Here is a 19,779-nt window from a genome sequence, read left to right as displayed (position 1 = left end):
CGCCGGAATGCGCGGCGTAACGGAGGTCTTGCTACGGACATGACTGGTACGCCGTTCGACCCGCACGCGCTGCTCGCCGAAAGCCGGCTCGGTGTCCTCGCGACGATCAGGTCGGACGGCCGCCCGCAGCTTTCTCCCGTCCTGCCTTTCTACGACCGGGGGGCCGGCGTCCTCTACGTCTCGATGACCGAGGGACGCGCCAAGACGGCGAACCTGCGGCGGGACCCACGAGCCGCTTTGGAGGTCACCAGTCCCGACGGTCGAGCCTGGGCCACCGCGGAAGGCGCGGTGACGCTCGTCGGGCCGGCTGCCGACCCGCACGGTTCCGAGGTTCAGGCGCTCGTCGACTACTACCGTGCCGCGGCGGGCGAGCACCCGGACTGGGACGAGTACCGGTCAGTGATGGTGGCCGACCGCAGGGTCCTCATGCGCATGACGGTCGACCACGTGTACGGAGCCAACCTCGGCTGACAGACCCCGCCCTCTGTAACGGGCGTCGGCCGCCGCGAGCGAGGGCGCCAGGTCTCGCAAGCTGTCGGTCTTTCGGGGCTGGTCAGCCGCCGACCTCGCGGTCGAGTCGCCGCGCCTCATCACGGGCAGCGAGGACGGCATCAAACACGGCACGCGGTGGCGGGCAGTTGACCGCCTATGATCGGCCCTGTCGCAGCACACCGGAGAGACCAGCTTGGAGGGCCCAAGTCATGAGCACTCCAGGAGCCGAGTGCCCGATGCACCCACCGCGGCACCCCCGGATCTCCGCCGAGGAACCCCTGGCTGCCAATGGCATCCAGCGCATCTGGACTCTCGACTGGGCCGGGTCGGCCAACCTCGTCAGGAACTCGTCGCCGGACTCTCAGCGATCCCCGCGCGACCCGGCGACGAGGCGGTCGTCACGAGCGGCGGCGGCGTGACCGAGGCGCACGATCGGCTGGTCGAGGGCATCGCCGTCATCACCGCCGCCGCGTCGCATGACCTGGCCCAGTTGACCGCCGAAATCCGCCGGGCCATCGGCCTCAGCGCCGGCCTTCCCGAAGAGTCGACCGACGCGGATGGTGGCGAGTCGGATGATGGCCGGTCGGCCAGACAGTTGCTGCACGACCTGGCCGAGAGCAACCCCGGCGCGCTTGCCGAAGCCACAGGAAAGATCATTGAGGAAGCGGCGATGCGGATCGCCGCGGTCGCCTATCTTGCCGCGACGCTGAACGGCGAAGGGCGGCCGAGCCTGGAACACATCGCGCTGATCCTCGCCGCCGAGGCGGAGGACGAGACGTAGTCCTGCGCGACGGACCGGCTCGCCACGTGCCAATGCCATACCCCGAACGACCGGCACCGCCGCCTGAGCGGGCTGGTCAGGCGGGCACGCCGCGCCCGACCGCGCGGAGTCCAGGTCCCGCCTCAGCACGGGTGGACCTGCACCCCCGCCGCCCCGTGCTCGGCCAGGCCTGTGTTGGTGCATGTCGACATCGCGCCGCTCCTCGCGCTTACCAGCGGGCGCTCGGGCCCCCGCCCGTCTGCGCGCCCAGCCGTGCGGGCCCGGTCCGTCCGCCTGCGGCGGCGAGCAGCGCCCGTCGTCCCTGGCCAACCAGGCGAGGAACCACGGCAATGGTTACACAGAGTCACCGAGCTACGGCGGTGCGCCGAGTCGCGTGTCCCGCGCGGACGAGATCGGCAGGTCGGCCGGGCTTGCTTTACGAGTCCGTGGCCGCGCAGGACGAGGGCCGACCGTGACCCGCGGGGCCGCTGGCCGCGGGACGCGCCTGCTACTGGTCGGACGCGGGTTCCCAGAGCTCGAACCGGGTCCCCTCCGGATCCACGGCCCAGGCGTACCGGCCGTACTCGGAATCCTCGCCCGGGTCGATCACCTCGACCCCGGCGGCACGCAACTGGGCGAGCATCGCGTCCAGGTTGGCCACCCGGAAGTTGATCATAAAAGCCTACTCGGGCCGGCCGAAACGGTCGGTATCCCGATCGAAGATCGCCCAGGTCGTCGAGCCCCCAGGTTCCCAGTGAAACTGGGCGCCACCGTACTCAGCCAGGTCGATACCCAGGTGCTTTGCGTACCAGTCCCGGAGGCTCTCGGAACCGCCCGCTCGCTGGAATACACCGCCAATGCCCGTGACCTTCTCCATTGGCCCACATTAGCGGCCTCAATGCCGCGCCCAAGCGACACAGTCCGGCACGGCACGGCGCCCGCGGCGCCTACGCCGGGCAATCACGACACCAGCCCGGATCGCCGATGCTAGGAAAGTGGTGTGATCAGGCTGGCCGACGGCACGCGACTGTGGACCGAGGTCAGCGGTGGCGGTCCACCCGTCGTGCTGGGCCATGGCGGACCAGGCCTGTGGGACTACCTGGCACCGGTGGCCGCGCTGCTGGACGACGTGTTCACGGTGATCCGGTTCGATCAGCGGGGCTGCGGACGTTCGCGGTCCACTCCGTGGGCGGCCCGGACCTGATCCAGGTCGTCGAGGGCCTGCGCCATGGTGAACCGCCCACCACCGCTGGTGGACCGCTGGGGCGTGGTGGGGCACTCGTGGGGGGTGGCCGAGCTGGGCCTGCGTTATGCCGCGCACTCACCAGACAGCGTGACAGGCGTCGTCTACGTCGCCGGCGTCGGCGCGGGCGACGGATTCCGCGCCAGGTACCTCGCCGAGCGGCAGCGCCGACTGGGCACCGACCTGCCCCGGTGGACGGAGCTCTCCCAACGCCGCCGCAGCCCGGCCGAGGAACGGGAGTGGTGCCTGCTGCAGTGGCGGCCCGACTTCTCGCCTGGTCCCGCCGCGCGTGACCACTCCGCCGCGCTGTGGGCCACCCAGGGATCTCGGATCGTGTTCGACGCCGCCGGGCACGCGCCGTGGGCCGAACGACCAGCGGCGGTCCGCGACGCGATCCTGACGGCCCTCCCGCGGTAGCCGCGTCCCCTCGCGTAGCCCTCTCGAGAGGGCGTGGCGCCATTTCGGTGCCATCCTGGCGCCAATCCTCTTGCATATGAGCCAAACTGGTGCCAATATGGCGTCATGGAGTTGAGCAAGCAGGTGGACAGGCTCGGACAAGAGCTCGTCACGTTGCTGGAGGCCGGCGGCGACGACGTACGCGAGCTGGTCGAGCGGCTGACGGGCGGGCTGGAGTCGGCGATCCGGCTCACGTTGCTCGAGACGTTGTCCGCGGCCGCGAACGAGATCACGCAGGAGCTCGCGCCGGGATCGGTGGAGGTCCGGCTACGTGGACGGGAGCCCGAGTTCGTCGTGGCCATGCCACAGGCGGACCAGCCGGCCGAGACGCAGCCGGCGGCGATGACGCTGGACCCGGTGTCGGAGGACGGTGCCACGGCACGGATCAACGTGCGGCTGCCCGAACAGCTCAAGGTCGCCGTGGAGGCGGCGGCGGCCCAGGAGGGCCGGTCGGTCAACGCCTGGCTCGTCCGGGCCGCCACCGCCGCCCTGCGTTCGCCGCAGGACGGGGCCGCCCGGCCGACCGGAGGTAAGCGCGGCTCGCAGCACGTCACCGGCTGGGTGCACTAAACACCATTCTTCGGCGCTGCTCGACGACTTCGAGCGGCCAAAAACCAGAATCAGTACCTAAGTGAGGACAGCCATGCCCATTTTCGACACACCGTCACCGATTGCGGCCACTCTCGAGCTGTTCTGCGGAAACGCGAGAATCATCGCGACCGACCGCGTGGACACGGTCGTCGAGGTCCGACCGACCGACCCGGACGACGAGTCGGACGTCGAGGCAGCCCGGCAGACCCGGGTCGAGTACTCCGACGGTGCGCTGCTCGTGCGGGCGCCCCGGACCCGGGCCCTGGCCTTTTCCCGCAAGACCAGGTCCGTCGACGTGACGGTCGAGCTCCCGGCCGCGTCGCAGGTGGACTGCGAGGCATCGGTCGCCGACGTGACCAGCTCCGGCGAGCTGGGTGAATGCCGGATCAAGACGACCATGGGCGCCATCCGGCTGGAGCACTGCGGGCCGGCGCGGCTGAGCACCGGGGCCGGCGACATCGCGGTCGACGGCGTGGCCGGCGATGCCGAGGCCAAGACCGGGACCGGCGCCGTGCGGATCGGCACGGTCAAGGGCGACGTGGTGGTCCGCAACTCCAACGGCGCCACCCGGATCGGCGCGGTGTCCGGGGAGGCCCGGGTTCGCAACGCCAACGGCGAGATCGTCATCGACCGGGCGGCCACCGGGGTCGACGCACGCACGGCCAACGGCAGCATCCGGGTGGGCGGGGTGGTCAGCGGCGCGGTCGCGCTGCGCACGGCCGCGGGCGACCTCGAGGTCGGCATCGCCACGGGCACCGCGGCGTGGCTCGACGTCCAGACCGGACACGGCCACATGCGAAACGAGCTCGACGCCGTCACCGGCGAGCCGAGTGAGGCCGAGAACAAGGTCGAGATCCACGCGCGGACGCCCTTCGGCGACATCAGGCTGCACCGCGTCTGACCACCACGACGCGACGCTCGCGCGCGGCCCTGCTCACCGCGCTCGCCCGAATCGTCTCCGCCGGGCTCGGCGTCCCCGTCGACAGTCGCCCGCCGAGGTGGCCGGGGCAGGCCGCCGTCTTACGCCGGTTCCCAGCGCCAGCCGTTACCACCCACCGATGTCGCTGTGGGTGCACTCGACGGAGCATGCGATGAACCCGCTTACCGACCAACTGGTCAGCCACGACCTGGACGACACCCGCGACCTGCTGGAACTCGCGAAAAGGCCTGACCGACGCCGAGTTCCGGGCCGTCCGGCGACCCGGTGCGACGGTGACGTCCTGGGAGGGCCTGGAGGGGTCGATCGCCGCGGTCCTGGAACATCACATCTGGACCAAGGAGGTATGGCTCGCTGCCATCGAGGGCCTCGACCTGCCGGCCCGCGACGAGGATGGCGACGCGGCCGCCCTGCTGGCGCGTCATGACGCCACCGCCCCGCGCTGGCTCGCGGCCGTCCGCGACATCGACCGCCGCGGGGCCTGGGGCGACCGCCTGATCGACGCGCTCTGCGACCCGCCGGTGAGCTTCGTGCTCAGCTCCGTGATCGCGCACGTGCTCACGTTCGCCGCGCACCGCCGGCAGCTGACCCGGGAACTGCTGCGAGCCGCCGGCCAGCAGGTCGACGACGGCGACCCGATCCTCTGGCTACGCGCCGTCCGCGGCGAGCCGGGCGACGAGCCCACGAACGCGGACAGGGCCGGGGGCCAGGCCGAGTCATGACCTACGGTCGTGCCTCCGAGTCCCTTCCCAGCCACCACGTATGACTCACGCGGCGGCCGGGAAGGGGCCGGGGGCCTGGCTGGTCAGGCGCTGGGCTGCGGGACAATGCGCAGGTAGGGCTTCGGGGCCTGCCAGGTGCCGAACAGCTCCTTGGCCTGGTCGTTACTGACCGAGCCGGCGATGACGACGTCCTCGCCCTGCTTCCAGTTCACCGGGGTGGCGACCTTGTGCTTCGTGGTCAGCTGCAGCGAGTCGATGACCCGCAGGACCTCGTCGAAGTTGCGGCCGGTCGTCATCGGGTAGACCAGGATCAGCTTGATCTTCTTGTCCGGGCCGATCACGAACACGTTGCGGACGGTCTGGTTGTCCGCCGCGGTCCGGTCCGACGGGTCGCCGCTGACGTCCGCGCCGAGCATGCCGTAGGCCTTGGAGATCGTGAAGTCGGAGTCACCGATCAGCGGGTAGTTCGGCGCGGTGCCCTGCGTCTCGGCGATGTCCTTGGACCAGTCCTCGTGCAGCTCGACCGGGTCCACGGACAATCCGATGATCTTCACGCCGCGGCGGTCGAACTCGGGCTTGATCGACGCGACGTAGCCGAGCTCGGTGGTGCAGATCGGCGTGAAGTTCTTGGGGTGCGAGAAGAGCACCGCCCAGGAGTCACCGATCCAGTCATGGAACTTGATGGTGCCCTCCGTGGTCGCGGCCACGAAGTCAGGCGCGGTGTCGCCGATCGTCAGAGTCATCGCTGTCTCCGTCAACGAGAGGTCCGGCGCGGTTTCTGCCGGGTTTCTGCTGTGGTCATCGAGGACTCTACGGATCCGGCGGGGTCTTGGCGGTCCTGACCGACGCGGCGACGGCCACCTCTCCACCGCGACCGGAGCTCGGCCGACCGACCGCGGGCCGACCGGAAGCGCCACCTGGCCGATCGGACCCGGCACCAGGACGGCTGCGAGAAGGCACCGAGACGACCGGGTACGGCCGCCAGTGATCGCTTATGGGTCGTCTATCGTGCTAATGGCGCGAAGCCGCAGAATGCGGCTGCTCCGTGCAGATAAGCGCGATTAGCGACAGCGATGCGACGGATGGTGCCCACGCGTGACCGGAGACGGGCGGCAGCGTGCCGTGACGCAGTCATGATGGCCGACGTCGCACACCGCGAGCCCCGATGACCGTCGACGTCTCCGCTCCCGAGACGGTTCCCCTTCGGGTGCGACGACGGCGGCCGACCGGTGTCGGCTGGCGGCCGGCCGTAGTCGAACCCGGCTTCCAGGAGCCAGCCTGGCGGGTTCGGCTGGCCCGGATCGACGTGCAGAGCCGGGCCGTCCTGCTCCTCGCGGCCTGCTCGTTCGCCGTGAGCCTCCTGTTGCAGGCCGGCCTCTACCGGCAGGGCTCCGGGGACGCCGACGAGGCTGCCTACGTCCTGCAGGCGCGGATGCTGCTGGACGGGCGGCTCACTCTCGACGCCCGGGTGGTGGAGCCGTTCTTCCAGCCGTGGCTGACCGGCGTGCGCGGCACCGAGGTGTTCACCAAGTACCTGCCCGGCTGGCCCGCGCTGCTCGCCACGTCGCAGGCCATCTTCGGCACGATGGCCGTCGCTCCCGCGGCGGTCGCGGCCTGCTGGGTCATCGGTACCTACCTGTTTACCCGCGAGCTGTTCGAGGACGCCTGGACCGCCGTGATCGCGGCCGGGATGGTCGCGCTCTCCCCGCTCGTGCTGCTGCACACCGCGCTTCCCCTGGCCTACGCCCCCTGCGCGGCAGTACTCACGCTGGCCAGCGCCCTGCTGCTACGCGGGGTGCGGACCGGGACACGGCGCACGCTGGTCGCCGGTGGCGCACTGGTCGGGTTCGCGGTGCTGATCAGGCCGTTCGACGTGGTTCTCGTCGTAGGGCCCCTCATCGTGTTCGCATTCGCCCGGATGTGGCGGACTCCAGGGATCTTCCTGGCCCGATCGGGCTGGGGCGTCCTCGGCGCGGCCCCGTTCGTCGGCCTGCTGTTGGCCTACTGCGCACACGTGACGGGGTCGCCGACCCGGCTCCCGCAGACGGCGTCGGACCCGTTGGACACGTTCGGGTTCGGCCCGCGGCGCATCCTGCCGTCCGAGCCGGCCTTCACCTTCAGCCGTCACCTCGCCGAGCAGGCCCTCTCGGCGACGCTGAAGGCGGCGCCAAGTTGGTATTTCGGCGGCCTGGGCCTGATCGCGCTCGCCGTCATCGGCCTGCTGGCTCCTCGACACCGCGCGGAGCGCCTGCTGCTCGCCGTGACGACCGGGGCGGTGCTGGTCGGCTACTTCTTCTGGTGGGGCTCGGCCTTCGCCATGCCGGGGCTGCGTGACGGGCTCGGCCCCCACTACCACCTCGCCGGCTTCACTCCGGTCGCCATCCTCGGGGCCGCCGGCGCCCGCTGGCTGTGGACGCTGCTTCCCCAGGAGCGGCGCAGCGGGCGGCGGGCGCGCCGATCCCGTCCGAAGCCGCTGGTCCGGATCACCGCCCTGGTGCTCACCGTGGCCGGATTCGTGGCGCTGACCGTGCCCACCATCCCGGCCAGGATCCACGTCCAGCGCGGCGTGAACTCCGGCAACGCGTTCCTCGACGCGCTGATACCGGACCAGCTCCCGGGCCCGGCACTGGTAGTGGTGACGCCCGCGACCCCCACCCGCTACACCCAGATCCCGTACCACACGCTGCGCAACGCGCCCGGACTGGACGGACGGATCGTCTACGCGGCCGACATCGGCCCCGGCATCGCCGCCCTGCCCGACCGGATGCCCGACCGGACGATCTACCGGGTACGGCCGAACGAGCTCGTCGACGCGGACGTCCCCGGCAGCTACCGAGGCTCGTTCGTGCAGCTGCACCAGGTTCAGGGCACCAGCATCCAGATCCGGGTGACCGTCCGGCCGCCGGCCCCCGGCACCGCCGGCGTCTCCGCCGGTGGCCTCGGGGCGGGCGCCCGGCTCTATGTGCGGCTGGGTGGGCAGACCCAGTCCCAGCAGCTGAAGGTGGCTTCGGGCGGCGACGGCACCTTCGTGCTCGACGGCGCGGCGCCCGGTGGGCCGGGCGAGATCAGCGCCGCCACGCTCACCGCACCCGCCGAGCTCGTCGTGGGCTTCACGACCGGCGACGGCCCCGGCGCCGCGAGCTGGGAAGACCGGTTCCCACTGATGCGGCGCGCGACCGGTGACCTCACGCTGCTCGCGCCAGGCCTCGGCTGGCGGCGGCTGCCTGGAAACCTGGCGCGCACCCTGACCGGCACCGAGTCGCAGTGGCTCGCCGCCCGCATCGAGCCCACCCTCGACGTGGCCCTGACCGGATCGGACAACCGCTGACGGACCTGCAGGTGACGGACCTGCAGGTGACGGACCTGGTCAGGCAGCTCGCCGGCCGAGCGGACGGTTGACCCCGGAAGTGAGCGATCACATACTTAGCGGATGACTGAGCCGACGTCGCCCGCGCTGTTACAGGTACCCGCGGACTGGGCCGACGTGACGCCGGAATGGATGACCGCGGCCCTCGCGCAGCAGCACCCCGGCGCGGTGGTCGACACGGCCACGCTGGTCGCCCGGGACGGGACGTCGGCTCCTTCCTGGTCGGCTCGCTCACCATCGCCGACCGCCGCCGCGCCGAGGCCGACCTGCTGACGGAGTATTCGGCCGCGCTCGACGTGCCGGACGAGACCCGCCCGTCCTTCGAGGACGCCTGGACGCACTACCGGGCCTCGGCCGCCTACGGCCTGGCGATCTGGCTGTCGACGCTGGGCACCGACGGCTTCCCGCGCAGGGAGAGCTCGCTCGCGCTCACCGAGCGGTACGGCGCCGCCCACGTCGACCTCGACGGCGAGCTCGCCCTCACGAAGATCGAGCGGTCCTGACTACCAGGCGGCCCTGACTACCAGGCGGCCCTGAGCACCAGGCGGCCCTGAGCACCAGGCGGCCCTGAACGCCCGCCGGACCTGAACGCCCGCCGGACCTGACCCGGCCGCCGCCCTGACCGGCTCAGCCGGGGCGGACCCGCCGGGTCTCGTAGGCCCAGATGGCGATCTCGACGCGGTTTCGCGCGGCGAGCTTGGCCATCAGGCTGGCAACGTGGGTCTTGACCGTGCTCAGCGTGATGTAGAGCTCGGCCGCGACCTCGTTGTTGGTCCGGCCGCGGGCCACCGCGGCGAGCACCTGCTCCTCGCGGTCGGTGAGCGGCTCGACGGGCTGGCGCGGCGGCCGGCCCGAGCCCGACTCGGCGAAGGCGGCCAGCAGCCGGGCCGTGACGGCCGGAGCGATGAGCGCGTCGCCGGCGGCCGCGGCGTGGACGGCCTGGGCGAGCAGGTCCGGACCGGCGTCCTTCAGCAGAAAGCCCCGAGCGCCGGCCCGCAGCGCGGCGTACACATACTCGTCCAGGTCGAACGTGGTGATCACGACGACCGCGATCGGGTCGGCCACGCCGGGGCCCGCGAGCCGGGCGGTGGCCTCGATCCCGTCCATGGCCGGCATCCGGATGTCGAGCAGGCACACGTCGGGGCGCAGCTGGCCGGCCAGCTCGACGGCGGCCAGCCCGTCGGCGGCCTCGCCGACGACCTCAATGCCCGGCTGGGCGTCGAGGATCATGCGCAGGCCGGTTCGGACGATCTCCTGGTCGTCGGCGACCAGCACCCGGACGACCCGGCCAGCGGGACCGGTCACGCTGGCGCCCCGGCGCGAGGAAGGACCGCGTGCACCGTCCAGCCGCCGCGCGCTCCAGGCCGCTGCTCGGGGCCGGCCTCGAAGGTGCCACCCAGCAGGTGTACGCGCTCGCGCATCCCGAGCAGGCCGTACCCGGGCGTCGGGCTCGGCGCCGCCCCGCTGGTGTCGCCGTCGTCCCGTACCCGCAGCCGGACCGCGCCGTCGTCCGCGGTCACCTCCACCTCGATGCCGGTCGCACCGCGCGCGTGTCGGCGGGCGTTCGTCACCGCCTCCTGCGCGAGCCGGTAGACGGCGGTGGCCACCGGAGCCGCGACGTCGTCCACCGGTCCGGCGAGGCTGACCGCGACGGGAAGCCCGGCCCGGTCGTCCGCCAGCCGGCCCAGGTCCGTGATGCCCGGCGTTGGCGCGAGATCCTCGGGCCGCGGCGGCGTCGGCCCGGCCAGCGGTCCCGGCCCGCCCAGGGGCGGGGCGACGGGCAGCGAAGAGCCCGTGGCGGTGAGCGGCTGGTCACGGCGCAGGACACGGACCATCGTCCGCATCTCGGCCAGCGTCCGTCTCGCCTCGGTCTCGATCAGGCGCAACGCCTCGGTGGCGGCCTCCTGGCGGGCCGGCGCCGTCGCGAGGCCGGCCTGCGCGCGGATCGCGATAGCCGAGACGTGGTGGGCGACGGTGTCGTGCAGGTCGCGGGCGAGCCGCTCCCGTTCGACGAGCTTCACCTGCTCGAACTCTCGGAACCGGGCCCAGGCCCGGTAGCGGAACGCGGCGCCGAGCGCGGCGGAGGTGGTCAGGACCGCCAGCCCACCAGCCGCGCTGCCCAGCGACTCGGGGTCGGCGACGAACGACACGACGTCGGCCAGCACCGCGATCGAAAGGCCCGCCGGGACCGCCCGGCCCTCGCCCCAACGGGCCAGCGCGTATGGGAAGAGCAGCAGGTAGAACATCGAGTTCAGCTCGGGCGGCGGCCCGCTGGTCGCGAGCGAGGCGACGATGCCGACGCCGAACGCGATGGCCGTCATCAGGAACGGCCTTGTCCGGCGCCACAGCAGCGTCGGCACCAGCCCGACGCCGATGACGAGCGCCACCGGCCGCCAGGGCAGATCCGGCCGCAGCAGCCCTTCGAGCAGGGCCATGGGCGTGAACACGGCGACCAGAGCCCAGTCCCGCCAGACCCGGGCCGGCGGCCGCGGCCGGTCCGGGTGGTCGCGGCCGCCCGCGCGCCGACCGAGAGCCGCCTCCATGAATCCTCACGGTACGGGAGCCGGCCCCGCGCCGTGATCAGCCCTAAGTAGGAGCCGGCTCTCCGCCTTCTGGCCTCGGTCCGGACACCGAGCGGTTCCCCTCGACAGCACGGGCATCCTTTTCGGCGACTGGTGCATCCTCGCCGCGCCTGCGCCTCTATGCTGGGCGGTTGCCGGAAACCGACGGAATGCTTCGTCGGAAATCCAGCTCGCGACATACAGCTCTAAGGCGCGCGCCGTTTGGCTGCGATGACGCAGACCCGACGCCGCAAATCCGTCAGCCTGCGTGCCTTGACACCGACCTCCGGTTACGAGACAAATCGTCAGGCATTCCAGCGGCGGGCCATCCGACCGCGCGGAAACTGCCTGAGCCGGCCGGGGGGCCGGGACGGAGGCGATATGTCGATACCCGAGCCGACCGCGGGCACCGCCGCGCCACAGCGCCGGTCGGCCCTGAGCGGGTCCACCGGGCTCGCCGGCGCAGTACTCGTAGGCGCCGTCATCGCGGTCGTCCTCGGTGTGTACGGCCGGGAGCACACGCCCGCCCGTCGCCCGCTGTACACCCTCGGTTTCTCCAGCCCACTGCCGATGAAGGCATGGCTGACGACAATCGTCCTCGCCCTCGTTGTCGTGCAGTTGCTGACGGCGCTGTGGATGTGGGGGCGCCTGCCCGGCGTCAAAGCCGGCGGGCCAGTGGTTTCGATCGCGCATCGCTGGAGCGGGACGGCGGCCTTCGCCATCTCCCTTCCGGTCGCCTTCCACTGCCTCTGGGCCCTTGGATTTTCGACGGCAGACACGAGGGTCGTCGTACACAGCGTCGCAGGGTGCACGTTCTATGGCGCGTACGCGGCGAAGATGCTCGGGCTGCGAGTGAAATCCCTGCCCGGCTGGGCGCTGCCGGTGCTCGGCGGGCTCGTTTTCTCGCTGCTCGTGCTGCTGTGGCTGACGGCCGCGTTGTGGTTCTTCACCCGTACCGGCATTCCCCATGTCTGATCCCCGCCCGGCCGCGCGCCGCCCGCCCGCGGCATCCCTGCTGCCCACGGTTCACCGCGGCCCCGCTCCGAGGAAGGCGCTCAGATGACGCAGGACATCTCCACCTCGGACGGGGCCGGCTCGCTCACCCGGCGGGCCATTCCCGCGGCGGTCGTCGTCGTCGGCGCGGCGGCCGGTTTCGGCGTCGCGTGGAACCACCGCGACGGCGCTGGGCCCGGCGCCAACGCGGCCGGGGGCAGCCCCGCCGGCGGGGCGGCAGCCGGCGACACGCCGCTGGCGACGCTCGACCAGGTCCCGGCCGGCGGCGGCCTGATCCTGGAGAAGGCCGGGGTCGTGCTGACCAAGGACCAGGCCGGCGACGTGCACGCCTTCTCGGCGGTCTGCACACACCAGGGCTGCACCGTCAGCGAGGTGACCGGCGGCACGATCAACTGCCCGTGCCACGGCAGCAAGTTCGACGTGTCGACCGGCGCCCCGGTGGCGGGCCCGGCGTCGACCCCGTTGCCCCCGGTCCAGGTCAGCGTCCACGACAACGCCGTCTTCCCTGCCTGAGCCGGCCGGCAGTCCGCGGCCAGCAGCGGCGCCGTGCCCGTCGGGTGCGGCCTGAGTAGCGACCAATTCGGCTCCACGACCGCCGGAAGCCCGGCAGGAGAGAGGATCAGCGTGCCTCTCGTCGCGCTGCGCGTGCAGACCTCGACCACGCAGCTCACGCTGCCCGGCGACCGCAAGGTCGTGGTCGGCCGGGCCTCGGACTCGGACATCGTGGTCAGCCACCCCAAGGTGTCCCGCCGGCACGTCTCGCTCGAGCCGGGCGCGGACGGCTGGACCGCCAGTGATCTCAGCGCCAACGGGATGTGGCATGACGGCCAGCGGGTCAGCTCCGTCCCGGTCGGTCAGCAGCCGGTCCGGCTGCGGCTCGGTGCCCTGGACGGCCCGGAGCTGACGGTGGCGGCCATCGTCCCCGTCGACGTCGCTCCGGCGGCCCCGGCCGAGCCGGACGTCGACGAGGCCGAGACCCGGCTCGCCCCCGCCAGCGGCCCGCTGGCGCGCCCCGGCCGCGCGACCGCGCCGGCCGCGGCTCCGGCGCCCATTCCCAACACGCCCGTCGCGGCCCGGCGACGGCCGCCGCGCTGGCTGAGCACCGTGCCCACGCTAGTCTGGCTTTTCGCGGCCGCGTTCGCCCTCGGCGCCCTGGTCGCGCTCTCCTGAGCAACAGGCACTGACGACCGCTGGCGCCGACGGGCGGTAACTACGCCCGTCGAGCGGCCATTTCGCCAGCTTCGTGCGCCCGGATATCCGGGGCCACTCCGCGTGCTCTCACCAGTTCTTTAGAAGTTCACGGCATGCCACGACTCGGGAGGCCCTTCCGCACACCTACCGTCGGACTGCCAGGCGATACCCACTTGCAGGAAGGAATGCCATGACGCTGGACGCCACGACCGAGGTGGAGCCGACGGAACTGCCGACGCCGCACCCCGGGCTGACCCGGCGAGTGACGGTTCCCCTGTTCGCCCTTGCCGCTGGCGCCGGCGGCTTCCTGGTCGCGGCGTGCGGCAGCTCGTCGGACTCGACCACCAATGCCAGTACGAACGCGCCCGCCTCGACGGACAGCGGCGGCGGCGCGGACAAGACCCCCAGCACCGCCGCGCAGACGAGCGGCTCGGCCAGCGACGCCAAGGAGCTCGCCAGCCTCAGCAAGGTGCCCGTCGGCGGCGGGCTGATCCTCGCCGACAAGAAGATCGTCATCACCCGTGACTCCGGCGGCACGGTCCACGCCTTCTCCGCCGTCTGCACCCACATGGGCTGCACCGTCGGTTCGGTCTCCGACGGTGCCATCAAGTGCCCCTGTCACGGCAGCATGTTCGACGCCAGCACCGGCAAGAACATCGGCGGCCCGGCGCCCCGCCCCCTGTCCGCGGTCAACGTCACCGTCAAGGGCGACAACATCTACCAGGCCTGACCGCTCGCAGCTTCTGGATCCTCCCGACGCGGCCTCGGCCACCTCGACGGCCGAGGCCGCGTCCGGCCCTCTCTCCCGGGGCGCTCCGCGTGAGCCGGGAGCCGCCCGCGCAGCCGGCTTCTCCCGCCGCCTCGCCCGCGAGCCACCCGCACGATCGGCCTCGCCGCGAGCCGCCCGGACGGCAGGCTTCGTCCGCGGCCTCGCCCGCGAGCAGCCTGTAGGGCCGGTTCTTCCAGCGCCTCGCCCGCGAGCCGCGCGTGCCCGCCGCCTCGGGCGCCGCGCGCCGGCGAGACCGCGCCACGGAACTACAACCAGTAGTAGTCCGGGTACGCATCTTCGTACGGGCGGCTCCCCGGGGCTCGCGCGTCATGTTTCCGAAACAGCACGCAGGATTCAGCCGCGCGAAACATGTACGTCATCTCTCAACGCCACCGAAAAACATCGCCGCCCCGCGCGCACGCCGCCACGACGCACGCCGGCCGGACTCCGCACGGAAGCCCAACCAGACTGAATGTGCCACAGCTCACACTTCGGTCGAGGTTTCGGATCCCTTGAGAATCCGCCCGCTGACGTGCGAACATTTCGGTCAACCCCCCGCTCCAAGGTGCCCGCGCCGACGCGGTGTGCCGGCGACCGGTCACGGGTCACCCATTCTTCGCGCGCCGGCAGGCGTGCGTTAAACGCTGTATTCGTCATGGGCGGATGTCGACGGGTGGCATGAACAAGGTTGAGGCTGTCGTCATTAACTGGAAACGTCCAGGCAATGTAGAGCGGATCGTGGATGCGCTACGCGCACAATCCACCCCGTGCACGGTGACGGTATGTGACACCCATCTCGACGACCAATACACGCTGTCCGAGGCGACGCTGTCCAGCGCCGACCGGGTCTACCGCTGGGGCCACAACACCGGGCCGTACTCCAGGTTCGTGCCGCTGGCCGCCTACGACCACGAGTACACGTTCTTCGTCGACGACGACATGCTGCCCGGGACCCGCTGCGTCGAGCACTTCGTCGAGACCGCGGAGTCACTCCCCGGCTTCGGCTCGATCGGGCAGATGGGCCGGATCGTCCCGGCCGACGGGGTCTACACGGCCCGCAACGTCGGCCGGCTGCCCAGGGCACGGGAGATCGACATCCTGGTCCGTGGCTTCTTCGTCCGGACCCGGAACCTGCATCACATCGCCCAGCTCCGCTGGCTGATGAACTACATGGCCGAGCAGGTCCCCGAGGACGACATGCTGCTCTGCGTCGCGATGCGGCTGTGTGCCGGGCTGCGCAACTACCTGGCGCCGAGCGACCCGGACCCCGAGACACTGATGAACCGGGCCGAGCTGCCGGACCCGCACGCGCTGCACCGGCGACCGGACCACATCCAGCGCCGGATCGACTTCATGCTCGCCGCCAGGGCGATCGGCTGGCTCTCGGTCAGCCCGCCGCCCGCCGTCCCCAAGCAGCTCACCGCGGCCGACCGGGACCGGGTAAACGGCGGCACGGTCCGCGAGCCGGACGAGACGCTGGCCACGGAGTTCTCGGTGGCGCCGCTCGGCGTTTCCCCGAACGGCCATGCGCCGGTCCGCCAACTGAACGGTCATGGGCCCGGCCAGAACGGGAGGCCTGCCAGGCCGGCGGCGCGGCCCGGCAGGCCGGGAGCCAACCGCGGCGTCGTCTACCTCGCCCTCGGCGAGAGCTACGCCAACCTCGTCACGGACAGCGCGCGCACGCTGCGGCTGCACGGCTACGACGGCCCGGTGCGGGTCATCACCGACGCGCCGAGCCACGAGCTGGTCGACCTGGAATGCGAGACCCTCGTCGTCGGCAGCCTCCCTGGCGGCTTCGCGTCCCGTTTCCACAAGACCCAGCTGTATCGCTGGTCGTTCGAGCGCACGCTCTTCCTCGACGCCGACACCATCGTCATCTCTTCGATCGACGAGGTCTGGGAGCTGCTGGCCGGCCGCGACATGGCGATGGCGCCCGACATGCACTCGTCCGTCGCCGACGTCATCGCCAGGAGCGTCAACGACCCGAGCCGCCGCGCCCCCGAGTACCAGCTGATGCAGGAGCTGGGTCTGGCCGGCCGCCGCTACTACAACAGCGGCGTCATGCTCTGGGACCAGAACGGCCGCATGTCCCGAATGTTCAACCGGTGGCACCAGGAATGGAACCGCTTCGGCGGCGAGGACCAGCTCGCGCTCGTCCGCGCGATCGCCGCCACCGGGACGAAGGTCGCCACTCTCGACTCGACCTGGAACCGCCGGCCCAAGGCGTTCGCCTCCGTCGACGAGGCCCGCGGCGCCGGCGTCCGCATCCTGCACTTCCTGTCCCGTCAGCGCGCCCTGCTCAACGACGCCTACCTCGGTGTCGTGGCGGAGTATCTGGGGTAACGGCCCCCGGCGCTCAGCGGGCAGTTGTCCGCGGTGGTGGCGACGGGCGTCGCGTCCAGGGCGCAGTGGGTGAAGGGCGCGGGCCGCAGCCGCGGGCGCCTGCGATGCGCCGCGCGCTGGTCCGGCCGGTCGCGGATGCTGGCGGCGGCGGTGAGACCACCGACGGCGGCGATCGCGGCGGCCAGCAGCATCGCGATCCGGAATCCGTGGTCGAACGCTCCGGCCCGCAGGTAGGACGCGCCGGCGAGGCCGGCGCCGGCGGGCAGGACGGCGACCGCGAGCAGCTGGGCGGTGCGCGCGACGTCGTTGTTCACCGCGGAGGCGACGCCCGCCTTCTCGACCGGCGCCGCTGCGAGCGCGGTCGACGTCAACGGCGCGACGGTCGTCGCCAGTCCCAGGCCGAGCACGATCACCGCGGGCAGCACGTCACGCCAGTAGCCGTCACCGTGGCCGGCGCGGGACAGCAGCGCGAGCCCGGCCCCGACCACCAGCGGGCCGACACTCATCTGCAGCCGGGGCCCGATCCGGGCGGCCAGCGCCCCGGACCGTGCCGACAGCGTCAACATGATGATCGTGACGGGCAGCAGGGCGGTGCCCGCCTCGACCGGCGAGTAATGGCCGACCTGCTGTAGCTCGATCGGAAGCAGGAACAGCGCCCCGCCGAGCCCCGCATAGACCACGAAGGTGACCAGGTTGGCCGCCGAGAACTGGCGCGACGCGAACAGGCTCGGCGGGAGCATCGGCTCGTGGGTCCGTCGTTCGGCGGCCACGAAGGCCACCAGAATCCCGGTTCCCGCCGCCAGCGGCACGATCACCGGAATCGACGTCCAGCCCCGGGACGGGCCCTCGATCAGCCCGTAGCAGAGCCCGACCAGGCCGAGCGTTCCCAGGGCCGCTCCGGTCAGGTCGATGCGCCGCGGCGCGGCCGGGTCCGTCGACTCGGGAACGTGCCGGGCGGCGATGAGGATCACGGCGACGGCGAGGGGCAGGTTTACGAAGAAGATCAGCCGCCACGACACGGCCGCCACCAGCCAGCCGCCGAGGAACGGCCCCACCGCCGTCGCGACGCCGGACAGGCCGGACCAGGCGCCGATCGCCCGGGACCGGTCCTCAGCGCCGAAGGAGGACTGGAGGATCGCGAGGCTGCCCGGGGTGAGCAGCGCGGCACCGACCCCCTGCAGCGCCCGGGCGCCGATCAGCGCCGACGCGCTCGGCGCGAGCCCGCACAGCAGTGAGGCCGTGGCGAACCAGACGACGCCGACCACGAAGACCCTGCGGCGGCCGTACCGGTCCCCGAGCGACCCGCCGACCAGCAGCAGCCCGGCGAGGGTCAGCGTGTAAGCCGTCACGACCCACTGCAGCGACGCGAGCCCGGTGCCGAAGTCGCGCCCGATCGCGGGCAGCGCGACCCCGACCGCGGTCGCGTCGATCGCGGCGAGCCCAGAGCCGAGCACGGTCGCGACCAGCACCCATCTGCCCGGCGCGGACGAGAACACGAGCGCGGGCGACGTGTCCGGCCCGTCCGGGAGTGGTGGGGTCGACATGGTCGGAGACGCTACGCGTGCCGGTCCTCCCGCAGGGCCCGGATCGCGTCGGCCATCCGGGTGTCAGCGACGTCGCGCCGCTCTTCCAGCACCCGGAGCAGGACCAGCAGGAAGACGGTCCCTGACGCGAAGACCAGCGCCAGGATCAGTGTGAAGACGTAGAACTCCAGCACGGCGAACCTCCATGGGTTCGGTTCTTGCGCTGTCCACGCTGGCTGGCCACCTGGGGCAGGGGCGACCAGTGGCCGTGGACCTGTTCCGATCAGTGCTTGTCACCGCTCCTGGGTCCGTGGGAGCGGATGGCCACCGGCGCACCGCACACGTCCGCGACGACGTCCGGCCAGTCCGCCGCGCCCGGTGGGCGCGGGTCGAGGACGGGCCGGGCCCGCCACAGCAGCCCGGTCAGCTCCGCCGCGCGCGCCAGGTCACCGGGTGGCCCGGGCACCAGGCGGTCGACCCGCCGCGAGCCGGCCGGCTCGGCCTCCGCCGGGCTGGCTAGGCCACGCACAGCACTCGCGTCCATGCGGTCAGCGTTGCGCGTAGCGGCCGGCCCAATGTCGTCACAGTCCGGAATGTCGGCACCGTCGGGAGTCGGCTGGACGACTGTGCCAGCCGGGCTGACCTCGTAGGACCGGCAGATGCCCAGCGGCTGGCTGCCGGGCGCGTCGAGATGCGTGAGCGCCACCGCGTCGACCCCGCCGGCGACCTCGACGGCGTAACGGTGCGCGACCGCGTCGAAATGGCCGACGCGGAACGCGCCCTGCCAGCGGCCGGTGCCGTTGTACCGGTCGGGCAGCGCCGCGGTCAACGCGGCGTCCTCGGTCACCAGCGGGCCGGCGCCGTGGCGGGTGGTGTAGGTGCGCACCACCCCGAGCCGGCGCGCGTCGCCCGCGGGCACCCCCGCGTCGCACAGCAGCTTCTCCGCGTTCGCGAACGTCGTCGTCGACCAGGTCGTGTACGGGTGGAAGCCGTGCCACTCGTCGAGCAGCACTCCCTGCGCCCCCTCGAGGACCACCGGGCCGACCCGGGCCAGCTCGGCGAGGTGCCGGTCGTCGACGAGCCGGACGGCCCGAGAGAACTGGCCGAACACCTCGACACAGGCGTCCACCGGTGGCAGCCCGACACCGGCCCGGGCGGGTACCTCCAACGAGCCGAGCTCCGCCTCCAGCCGGTCGCGCAGCTCGGTCAGCAGCCGGCGCAGCCGGGCTGGCCGCGCGCAGTCGCGCGCCCGCGGGGCGGTGTCCGGATGGGCGAGCCCGTAGGCGGCCGTCTCACCGATGCCCATCCCGCACGAGCCGTGCCGCCCCGCGCCGCGTGCCAGTTCCCTGGCCCGATTCGCCACGACGTGGTACGGCGTGGTGAGCAGGGCGTCGCCGTGCACCGTCAGCCGGGCGAACGGGTCGGGCACGCCGAGGGCCGCGAGGTGCGCGGCCTCGGCCGCGAGCGCCAGCGGGTCGACGAGGACGTACCGGGACAGGTGCGTCGGAACGCCGGTGAGCGTGCCCGACCCGAACTGGGCGAACGTGTGGTGCCGGCCGTCGTCGGTGACGACGTTGTGCGCCGCCTGCGCGCCGCCGTTGAACCGGACCACGGCCGCCGCCGGCTCGCCGCCCGCCGCCGCGACCCGGCAGAGATGGTCGACGACCGTCCCCTTGCCTGCGTCGCCGAACCCGAGGTCGACGACGATCGTGTGCCGCATGAGAGCTCCTCCTGGTCCGCTGGACGTCGGGTCTGCTGGTGGGCCGGTACGGCCCTGCCGCGAGGGTGGGTGCCCGGGCGGGTGGATGCC

21 protein-coding genes are annotated in these 19,779 nt (G+C 72.3%); 14 read left to right on the top strand and 7 right to left on the bottom strand.

Annotated elements, in window-relative coordinates:
* Positions 1 to 39: 39 nt before the first annotated feature.
* Entirely contained in the window at positions 40 to 471 is a 432-nt protein-coding gene (locus FRADC12_RS14325) for a PPOX class F420-dependent oxidoreductase (RefSeq protein ID WP_045877038.1), read from the top strand.
* A 436-nt stretch (positions 472 to 907) separates the two neighbouring features.
* The gene (locus tag FRADC12_RS14320) at positions 908 to 1,273 is read left to right on the top strand and encodes a hypothetical protein (protein WP_045877037.1); all 366 of its coding nucleotides are present in this window, start codon (positions 908 to 910) and stop codon (positions 1,271 to 1,273) included.
* A 487-nt stretch (positions 1,274 to 1,760) separates the two neighbouring features.
* Here the strand turns inward: FRADC12_RS14320 and FRADC12_RS33140 are convergent, their stop codons facing one another.
* On the bottom strand, positions 1,761 to 1,928 hold the full coding sequence (locus FRADC12_RS33140) for a VOC family protein (RefSeq protein ID WP_232303790.1): 168 nt from the start codon (positions 1,926 to 1,928) through the stop codon (positions 1,761 to 1,763).
* 324 nt (positions 1,929 to 2,252) lie between these two features.
* On the opposite strand from FRADC12_RS33140, the gene FRADC12_RS33135 reads away from it, so the two are divergent.
* The 5 genes from FRADC12_RS33135 to FRADC12_RS29805 all read left to right on the top strand — a co-directional run bounded on the left by FRADC12_RS33135 (position 2,253) and on the right by FRADC12_RS29805 (position 5,201).
* The gene (locus FRADC12_RS33135) at positions 2,253 to 2,456 is read left to right on the top strand and encodes an alpha/beta fold hydrolase (RefSeq protein ID WP_052710912.1); all 204 of its coding nucleotides are present in this window, start codon (positions 2,253 to 2,255) and stop codon (positions 2,454 to 2,456) included.
* A gap of 24 nt (positions 2,457 to 2,480) precedes the next feature.
* Positions 2,481 to 2,912, top strand: coding sequence for an alpha/beta fold hydrolase (locus FRADC12_RS29810; RefSeq protein WP_232303789.1), 432 nt, complete (start codon positions 2,481 to 2,483; stop codon positions 2,910 to 2,912).
* Positions 2,913 to 3,017: 105 nt separating this feature from the next.
* Entirely contained in the window at positions 3,018 to 3,521 is a 504-nt protein-coding gene (locus tag FRADC12_RS14305) for a toxin-antitoxin system HicB family antitoxin (protein WP_045877036.1), read from the top strand.
* Positions 3,522 to 3,594: 73 nt separating this feature from the next.
* A complete protein-coding gene (locus tag FRADC12_RS14300) occupies positions 3,595 to 4,443 on the top strand; it encodes a DUF4097 family beta strand repeat-containing protein (RefSeq protein WP_045877035.1) in 849 nt (282 codons plus the stop codon).
* A 311-nt stretch (positions 4,444 to 4,754) separates the two neighbouring features.
* Positions 4,755 to 5,201 (top strand): DinB family protein, encoded by a 447-nt coding sequence (locus tag FRADC12_RS29805; RefSeq protein WP_052710910.1) that lies wholly within the window; start codon positions 4,755 to 4,757, stop codon positions 5,199 to 5,201.
* Between the two features lie 83 nt (positions 5,202 to 5,284).
* Here the strand turns inward: FRADC12_RS29805 and FRADC12_RS14290 are convergent, their stop codons facing one another.
* A complete protein-coding gene (locus FRADC12_RS14290; protein WP_045877034.1) occupies positions 5,285 to 5,944 on the bottom strand; it encodes a peroxiredoxin in 660 nt (219 codons plus the stop codon).
* 422 nt (positions 5,945 to 6,366) lie between these two features.
* Between FRADC12_RS14290 and FRADC12_RS14285 the strand changes: the two genes are divergently transcribed.
* Both FRADC12_RS14285 and FRADC12_RS14280 read left to right on the top strand, forming a co-directional pair.
* Entirely contained in the window at positions 6,367 to 8,529 is a 2,163-nt protein-coding gene (locus FRADC12_RS14285) for a DUF7846 domain-containing protein (protein ID WP_045877033.1), read from the top strand.
* A gap of 167 nt (positions 8,530 to 8,696) precedes the next feature.
* The gene (locus tag FRADC12_RS14280; RefSeq protein ID WP_045877032.1) at positions 8,697 to 9,071 is read left to right on the top strand and encodes a hypothetical protein; all 375 of its coding nucleotides are present in this window, start codon (positions 8,697 to 8,699) and stop codon (positions 9,069 to 9,071) included.
* A gap of 124 nt (positions 9,072 to 9,195) precedes the next feature.
* Here the strand turns inward: FRADC12_RS14280 and FRADC12_RS14275 are convergent, their stop codons facing one another.
* Together FRADC12_RS14275 and FRADC12_RS14270 are read right to left on the bottom strand one after the other, a co-directional pair.
* Positions 9,196 to 9,873: a response regulator gene (locus tag FRADC12_RS14275; protein WP_198152898.1), complete on the bottom strand. Its 678-nt coding sequence runs from the start codon at positions 9,871 to 9,873 to the stop codon at positions 9,196 to 9,198.
* Positions 9,870 to 11,111 carry a sensor histidine kinase gene (locus FRADC12_RS14270; RefSeq protein ID WP_045877031.1) on the bottom strand — a complete coding sequence of 414 codons (1,242 nt, stop codon included), beginning with the start codon at positions 11,109 to 11,111 and terminating at the stop codon, positions 9,870 to 9,872. The genes FRADC12_RS14275 and FRADC12_RS14270 overlap by 4 nt, the downstream gene beginning before the upstream one ends.
* Before the next feature lie 399 nt (positions 11,112 to 11,510).
* Between FRADC12_RS14270 and FRADC12_RS14265 the strand changes: the two genes are divergently transcribed.
* From FRADC12_RS14265 to FRADC12_RS14245, 5 genes are all read left to right on the top strand, one after another.
* Positions 11,511 to 12,104, top strand: coding sequence for a DUF6529 family protein (locus FRADC12_RS14265; protein WP_045877030.1), 594 nt, complete (start codon positions 11,511 to 11,513; stop codon positions 12,102 to 12,104).
* An 84-nt stretch (positions 12,105 to 12,188) separates the two neighbouring features.
* Positions 12,189 to 12,656: a Rieske (2Fe-2S) protein gene (locus tag FRADC12_RS14260; protein ID WP_045877029.1), complete on the top strand. Its 468-nt coding sequence runs from the start codon at positions 12,189 to 12,191 to the stop codon at positions 12,654 to 12,656.
* Positions 12,657 to 12,767: 111 nt separating this feature from the next.
* A complete protein-coding gene (locus FRADC12_RS14255) occupies positions 12,768 to 13,313 on the top strand; it encodes an FHA domain-containing protein (RefSeq protein WP_045877028.1) in 546 nt (181 codons plus the stop codon).
* Positions 13,314 to 13,524: 211 nt separating this feature from the next.
* Positions 13,525 to 14,064 carry a Rieske (2Fe-2S) protein gene (locus FRADC12_RS14250; protein WP_052710909.1) on the top strand — a complete coding sequence of 180 codons (540 nt, stop codon included), beginning with the start codon at positions 13,525 to 13,527 and terminating at the stop codon, positions 14,062 to 14,064.
* Positions 14,065 to 14,877: 813 nt separating this feature from the next.
* The gene (locus tag FRADC12_RS14245) at positions 14,878 to 16,446 is read left to right on the top strand and encodes a glycosyltransferase (RefSeq protein ID WP_232303788.1); all 1,569 of its coding nucleotides are present in this window, start codon (positions 14,878 to 14,880) and stop codon (positions 16,444 to 16,446) included.
* Here the strand turns inward: FRADC12_RS14245 and FRADC12_RS14240 are convergent.
* The 3 genes from FRADC12_RS14240 to FRADC12_RS14235 form a co-directional block, all read right to left on the bottom strand.
* Complete coding sequence (locus FRADC12_RS14240) at positions 16,413 to 17,990, bottom strand: DHA2 family efflux MFS transporter permease subunit (RefSeq protein ID WP_045877026.1); 1,578 nt, start codon at positions 17,988 to 17,990, stop codon at positions 16,413 to 16,415. The two genes, FRADC12_RS14245 and FRADC12_RS14240, sit on opposite strands and share 34 nt — an antisense overlap.
* Before the next feature lie 11 nt (positions 17,991 to 18,001).
* Entirely contained in the window at positions 18,002 to 18,163 is a 162-nt protein-coding gene (locus FRADC12_RS32275; protein ID WP_198152897.1) for a hypothetical protein, read from the bottom strand.
* A gap of 89 nt (positions 18,164 to 18,252) precedes the next feature.
* Positions 18,253 to 19,689 carry an adenylosuccinate synthetase gene (locus FRADC12_RS14235; RefSeq protein ID WP_045877025.1) on the bottom strand — a complete coding sequence of 479 codons (1,437 nt, stop codon included), beginning with the start codon at positions 19,687 to 19,689 and terminating at the stop codon, positions 18,253 to 18,255.
* Between the last annotated feature and the right edge of the window lie 90 nt (positions 19,690 to 19,779).

It is taken from the genome of Pseudofrankia sp. DC12, from assembly GCF_000966285.1.
Classification (GTDB): domain Bacteria; phylum Actinomycetota; class Actinomycetes; order Frankiales; family Frankiaceae; genus Pseudofrankia.
Note: the sequence above shows the minus strand (reverse complement) of the source record. Positions and strands in the feature narration are given on the sequence as shown.